This is a genomic window from Nocardioides sp. P5_C9_2 (genome assembly GCF_054049555.1).
Genome location: NZ_JBFUMD010000238.1, coordinates 1 through 5,785 on the forward strand (window position 1 = coordinate 1; position 5,785 = coordinate 5,785).

Annotated in this window: 8 protein-coding genes; 4 read left to right on the forward strand and 4 right to left on the reverse strand. The window is 71.4% G+C overall.

From position 1 onward, the window contains the following. Positions 1-4 precede the first annotated feature (4 nt). Together ACXJKL_RS12675 and ACXJKL_RS12680 are read left to right on the forward strand one after the other, a co-directional pair. Entirely contained in the window at positions 5-145 is a 141-nt protein-coding gene (locus tag ACXJKL_RS12675; protein ID WP_457207411.1) for a response regulator transcription factor, read from the forward strand. Between the two features lie 211 nt (positions 146-356). Beyond that, entirely contained in the window at positions 357-1,193 is an 837-nt protein-coding gene (locus tag ACXJKL_RS12680; RefSeq protein WP_457207404.1) for a CPBP family intramembrane glutamic endopeptidase, read from the forward strand. A gap of 110 nt (positions 1,194-1,303) precedes the next feature. On the opposite strand, the gene ACXJKL_RS12685 is transcribed toward ACXJKL_RS12680, so the two are convergent. Further along, positions 1,304-1,642 carry a VOC family protein gene (locus ACXJKL_RS12685; RefSeq protein ID WP_457207405.1) on the reverse strand — a complete coding sequence of 113 codons (339 nt, stop codon included), beginning with the start codon at positions 1,640-1,642 and terminating at the stop codon, positions 1,304-1,306. A gap of 70 nt (positions 1,643-1,712) precedes the next feature. Between ACXJKL_RS12685 and ACXJKL_RS12690 the strand changes: the two genes are divergently transcribed. After that, positions 1,713-2,063 carry an HIT family protein gene (locus ACXJKL_RS12690; protein ID WP_457207406.1) on the forward strand — a complete coding sequence of 117 codons (351 nt, stop codon included), beginning with the start codon at positions 1,713-1,715 and terminating at the stop codon, positions 2,061-2,063. A gap of 55 nt (positions 2,064-2,118) precedes the next feature. Here ACXJKL_RS12690 and ACXJKL_RS12695 read toward each other — a convergent pair whose 3' ends face one another. From ACXJKL_RS12695 to ACXJKL_RS12705, 3 genes are all read right to left on the reverse strand, one after another. Then, positions 2,119-3,354 (reverse strand): DUF222 domain-containing protein, encoded by a 1,236-nt coding sequence (locus tag ACXJKL_RS12695; RefSeq protein WP_457207407.1) that lies wholly within the window; start codon positions 3,352-3,354, stop codon positions 2,119-2,121. 297 nt (positions 3,355-3,651) lie between these two features. After that, entirely contained in the window at positions 3,652-4,200 is a 549-nt protein-coding gene (locus ACXJKL_RS12700) for a hypothetical protein (RefSeq protein WP_457207408.1), read from the reverse strand. After that, positions 4,201-5,136, reverse strand: a complete 936-nt coding sequence (locus tag ACXJKL_RS12705; protein ID WP_457207409.1) for an L-lactate dehydrogenase — start codon at positions 5,134-5,136, stop codon at positions 4,201-4,203. Positions 5,137-5,214: 78 nt separating this feature from the next. Between ACXJKL_RS12705 and ACXJKL_RS12710 the strand changes: the two genes are divergently transcribed. Continuing rightward, complete coding sequence (locus tag ACXJKL_RS12710; RefSeq protein ID WP_457207410.1) at positions 5,215-5,739, forward strand: metallophosphoesterase family protein; 525 nt, start codon at positions 5,215-5,217, stop codon at positions 5,737-5,739. The last annotated feature ends 46 nt before the right edge of the window (positions 5,740-5,785 follow it).

Sequence of the window (5,785 nt, forward strand, 5' to 3'; positions counted from 1 at the left end):
GGAGATCGCCGCCCAGCTGCACCTGGGCTACGGCACCGTGAAGACCCACGTCAGCCACCTCCTCACCAAGCTCTCCTTCCGGGACCGCGCCCAGCTCGTGATGTACGCCTATGAATCCGGGCTCGCCGTCCCGGGAGGTCGCTGAGCGGCTGCCCGCACGTTCGCGGGAGAGCCTGCGGGCTGATCCGCGGGTCGGTCCGGCTCTGTCTGGAGACAGGGCGATCGGGGTCCCGAGCCAGACGCGGCCGGGGTGCTCGTCCGGCGAGTCTGGGGACATGACAGCAACCACGACACCACCCCAGACATCCGTCCACCCGACACTGCAGGACTCACCGCTGCGTGAGGTTCTCGGCTTCGTGTCCCTGACTTTCGCCCTGGCCGTCGGCCTCGTCCTGTGGATCCCCGACGCCCACATCAACGTGCTCCTCAGCGCACTCCTGCCCGCGACGGCCGTCACGATGCTCACCTTCACGATGTTCGGACGAGGCCGTCGTCGTGAGCTGTGGCGCAGCATCGGGCTCGGCCGGGCCGGCACGAGGACCTGGGGCTCGGCCTTCGGCATGCCGGTCCTCCTCTGCGGAGGCGCGTTCGGCATCGCGCTGCTTGTCGGGGCGGGAGAGCTCCGTCCCCTGCACATCACGGGCTTCACGGTCGGCAACTTCCTCGTGAACTCGGTGCTCAACTTCCTCGTGATGCTGGTCGTCCTGGTGGGCGAGGAGATCGGCTGGCGCGGCTTCATGCTCCCCCGCGTCCAGCAGCTGACGACCGCCCGCCGGGCCGCCGTCATCACCGGCTTCACCCACGGCTGCTTCCACCTGCCGCTGATCCTGGTCGCCACGACGTACGACACCGAGGGACCGCGCTGGATCGCTGCCCCCCTCGCGGTGCTCACGATCACCGCCGCCGGGGTCTTCTACGCCTGGTTGTGGGACCGCTCGGGCAGCGTGTGGGCGGTGACGATCGGGCACAGCTTCGCCAACCTGACCTTCGCCTGGGGATTCACCCTCATCGCCTCGACCACCCCGACCAGCCTCGCTCTCGTCGCCGGCGAGACCGGGATCGCGACCTTCGCGGTCGTCGCCACCATGGCGGCCGGGCTTCTCGCGACGGCCAAGGTGTGGAAGCACCCGACCGGTTCAACGGTCGTCCAGCGCGAGTCCGAGACGTCGCGGGAGGAGGTCGGTGCCCGCTGAATCGCCCCGTTTGGTCTCGTCCGGTTCCGGCCGGTCTTGCCCGGTCCCGCCTGGTCCCGCCCGGTCTCGCGCACGGGCGGGACCGGGCGGTTCACGCGAGCGAGATCGCGTCACTCGACGCAGAATTCGTTGCCCTCCAGGTCTGCCATGACCACGAGGTCGTCATCGACCCTGCGGAGCACCGTGGCGCCGAGCAGCTCGAGACGGCGTACTTCGTCATCGATCGTGCCCACCGCGCGCAGGTCGAAGTGTTGCCGGTTCTTGGCCACCTTGCCCTCGGGCACCCTCTGGAACCACAGGCTCGGCCCGCCCCATCCGGCGGGCTCGACCCAAGCTCTCGTAGGCGTGCTGTCCTCGTCGACGTCGGACCCGAGCGCCCCGGCCCAGAACGTCGCTACCTGCAACGGGTCGGCGCAGTCGAAGGTCACCGACTTGATGAAGGACACCATCACACGACCCTAGTCAGTCTCATGGGCCCGACCCGGCCTCAACCGGTCCGTGCGGATGTCACCATCGACCATGGTGTCCAGCCCGTACTCCGGTGACGACTTCTACTGCGACGTCGCGCTCCCCGACATCTCCGCGGTCGATGTCGTCCATGACGGCCCGGGAGTCCTGGCCTACCACCACACCCGGCCGCACTGGCCCGTGCACATCGTGGTCGTGCCCAAGGTCCACGTCCCCTCGCTGACCGATCTCGCGGGCGCGGACGAGGAGCTCCTGCGAGAGCTGCTCGACGTCGTGCAGTCGGTGGCGCGGCACGTCGAGGCCGAGCACGGGGCCGCGCGCGTCCTCACGAATCTCGGCCGCTACCAGGACTCGAAGCACCTGCACGTCCACGTCGCCAGTGGAGACGTCACCGGCTACTGAGCGGCGCGAGCATGTCGTCCGAGCGCCGAGCGTCACTGCACGCGCTCATCCGCTCCTATCGGCGGCGGTGGAACCTGAGGTCGCCGTTGGKGAGTCGGTCGTGGAGGTATCTGTCGTCGTGGGCCCGATGATGGTGATGACTGCAGAGGAGGACGCCGTCGTCGAGGTCGGTCTTCCCGCCCTGGGACCAGGGGATGAGGTGGTGGGCYTCGCACCAGGCGGCGGGGATGTCGCAKCCYTCGGCCCGGCAKCCGCCGTCMCGSAGKCCCATGGCCTTGCGTTGGGCGGCGTTGTGGAGYCGCAKGGMGCGGCCGAGGTCGAGGATCTCGGACTTSCCGCCGAGGACSGCGGGGATGATCCCTGCGGTGCAGGCGWGGCGGCGGRCYTCGGMGGCRSTGAYSCGSTGGCCGGTGTCGGTGGTCGCGACGCCGAGKCCGGTCTTCAGCGCGTCGAGGTCCATCGTGATGACGACTGCGGTCGCGGTGCCGCCGTGGACCGGCAGCTTGGTCGGGTCGAGGTGCTCGAGCAGCGCACAGAACGCGTGCCCGAGGCGGGTGGAGTAGGGCAGCGAACTCTGGTCGCCATCGCTGCTGTGTGAGCTGTCTTTCTTGCGGGGGTTGGTCCACGCGTGCAGGTACGTCAGCAGCCGGCCGGCGGTGGCGTCCGGCACCCGGATCCGGATGCTGGTGGTCCCGTCCCCGTGCGACCGCGTCGTCAGCGACGTCGCCTTCCTGGCCTTGCGTTCCTCGTCCTCGAGCTTGCGGCGTTCCTGGTCCTCCCCGACCTCGGGGGCGACGACGTCGAGGATCCGGCTGCCCAGGACACGGAGCTCTCGGGGGGTGAAGGTCGCGGCGTGCTCGACCAGCACCCGCTCCGCCYTGCTCACGAYGTCGGTSGGGGTGTCGTCGGGCAGATCATCGAGAGCTCGGGCGATGACATCGGCCTGCGCGGTCGACACCTCCCCACTCGCGTGCCCGTCGGCCAACAGGGTCCACCGCTGCTCGAGTGAGCGGGCGAGCGTCATGTCCCGGCGGGCCGGGCCRCGRTCRCAGTGCACGGTSCGSCCGAACCACGCCGCCACATCCCGGTCGCCGGCCTCCTCGGCGACGTCGTCGGCGACGGCCAGCARCCGCAGCCGGGTCGACGTSACYCGCGACTCCAGCCGCGCCAGCTCGACCAGCGCGGTCGCCTTCTCGGCCGGTGCGAGGTACAGCAGCTCGACGCCGGCGACCTTGTCCAGCGCCGCTGAGATCGCCTCGACGGCGTCCTGGACCAGGTGTCCACTCGTCATCCCAGCCCCCCGCAGATCCCCGTGTCGCCGGCCCTCCGAGCGGGTCCGGCATCTGAGGACAACGATAGTCGAACAGGTGTTCGAGTGACATCCTCACAATGGGGGATCCTCGCCGCGCCGGGAGCTCGCCGACGACTCGGGTGGACACGCAGGAGCGCCGAGCACGACGTACACCTCGCGAACCCGCCTCGGCGGGCTCCCGCGGCGTACCCCAGCGCGCCCGAACTGCCCGGTCGGCGTACCCCAGCGCGCCCGAACTGCCCGGTCGGCACGATCCAGCGCGCCCGAACTGCCCGGTCAGTCCCGGTAGAGCGGCGTCTGCTCCCCGTACCCCACGCGTCGCACGGCGCCGGGCAGCGCGGCCGTCAGCGCCTGCGCCGCCGGCTCCGCGCACCCGACCGTGAACTCGATCTCCTCGTCGACCTCGCACGCCAGGCACCAGGCGCGGTCCTGAGGCCACACGAGATGCGGCTCCTGGTAGCCCTCCGCCGCGGACCCGTGCCATGCCAGCGTCGGCGCATCCCGCACCACCCCGACCGGACCGGTGAAGAGCACCATCGTCCGGTTCGGGATGCGCAGGCGCGGGGCGGGAGGAGCGGGATCCTGGCTCGTCCACCCCTCCCAGATCGCGGCGTAGGCAGCGTCCGGCGTCGTCGTGTGGCCRGCGAGGGTCACCAGGGCCGAGCGGAGGGTGTCGTCCTCGGGCTCCTCGGCGAAGGCGATCCGCACGTACACCTCGAAGCCCGGCGGCCCGTACCGGACCAGGTCCATCCAGTCGACGCGCGTCCCGAGCAGCCACCGTCCGGCTTCCGTGACCTCCGCGTCCTCCGCGGGCCGCACCGACACCTAGAGCCCCAGGCTCCGCGCCGCGGCCCGCACGGCCTGTGCCGAGGCGATGAGCTGGCGTTCCTCCTCGTCGTCGAGCGGCGTGGCCAGCACGCTCTCGACACCCGAGCGTCCGACGACCGACGGCATGGAGAGGCAGACGTCGGAGAGCCCGTGCACGCCGTCGAGCCGCGACGTCACGGGGAGCACGCGGTGCTCGTCGTGGAGGACCGCCTCGAGGATCCGCGACACCGCGAGACCGATGGCGAGGCTGGTCGCTCCCTTGCCCGCGATGATCTCGTACGCCGCCGTGACCACGCGCTCGTGGATGCGCGCCCGCGCCGCGTCGTCCAGCCGACCCTCGCCCGACCCCCAGTCCTGGACCGGCACGCCGCCGATCGTCGCCGTGGACCACAGCGGCACCTCGGAGTCACCGTGCTCGCCGGCGATGTAGGCGTGCACGTTCTGGACGGCCACGCCCGTCTGCTCGGCGATCAGGAAGCGCAGCCGGGACGAGTCCAGGACCGTGCCGGAGCCGAAGACCCGACCTGGAGGCAGGCCGGAGAGCTGCAGCGCGGCGTACGTCACCACGTCCACGGGGTTGGTCACCACCAGCAGCAGCGCGTCGGGCGCGAGCCCGACGAGGGCCGGCACCAGCTCGCGGCACATCGCCACGTTGGCGGCCGCGAGGTCGAGACGGGTCTGGCCGGGCTTCTGCTTCGCGCCCGCCGTGATCACGACGACGTCGGCGCCCGCGCACACCCCCAGGTCGTCGCTGCCCGTGATCCGCGCCGTCGGCGTGAACTGGAGGCCGTGGTTGAGGTCGAGCACCTCGGCACGCACCTTGGAGGCGTTGAGGTCGAAGAGCGCCAGCTCCCGGCACACCCCGCGGATCTGCGCCGCGTACGCGATCGCCGTACCCACGGCGCCCGCACCGACGATCGCGACCTTCGACATGCGTCGCACTCTGGCACGACCGGCCCGTCACGTCGACGTCCAGCGCGGACCGTGACGCGGTGTCTGTTTACTGAGGGCATGTCGACCCGGCTCCTCATCATGGCGGACACCCACGTGCCGAAGCGGGCGCGCGACCTCCCCACGCAGCTGTGGGACGCGGTGGCGGACGCGGACGTGGTCGTCCACGCCGGCGACTGGGTCGACGAGCGCCTCCTCGACGAGCTCGAGGCCAGGGCTCGGCGACTCGTCGGGGTGTGGGGCAACAACGACCACGGCGCCTTCCGCGAGCGCCTCCCCGAGGTCGCGCGCGTCGAGCTCGACGGCGTCCGGTTCGCGGTGGTGCACGAGACCGGTCCCTCCCAGGGCCGCGAGGTGCGGTGCAGTGCCCTGTACGCCGACGTCGACGTGCTGGTCTTCGGCCACAGCCACATCCCGTGGGACACCACCAGCGACACTGGCCTGCGGCTGCTCAACCCGGGCTCGCCCACGGACCGCCGGCGGCAACCGCACTGCACCTACCTGACTGCCGTCGCCGACGCCGGGGTCCTGCGGGACGTCACCCTGCACGTCGTCGGCGCGGGCGCCGGGGCCGTCGACCGGTAGCCGCGCCTACCGACCGACCGCGAGCCGCACGTCGACCACGTCACCC

Coding starts and splice junctions, on each gene's coding strand:
- ACXJKL_RS12685 (WP_457207405.1), bottom strand. CDS start 1,642: ATGGTGTCCTTCATCAAGTCGGTGACCTTCGACTGCGCCGACCCGTTG.
- ACXJKL_RS12690 (WP_457207406.1), top strand. CDS start 1,713: ATGGTGTCCAGCCCGTACTCCGGTGACGACTTCTACTGCGACGTCGCG.
- ACXJKL_RS12705 (WP_457207409.1), bottom strand. CDS start 5,136: ATGTCGAAGGTCGCGATCGTCGGTGCGGGCGCCGTGGGTACGGCGATC.
- ACXJKL_RS12710 (WP_457207410.1), top strand. CDS start 5,215: ATGTCGACCCGGCTCCTCATCATGGCGGACACCCACGTGCCGAAGCGG.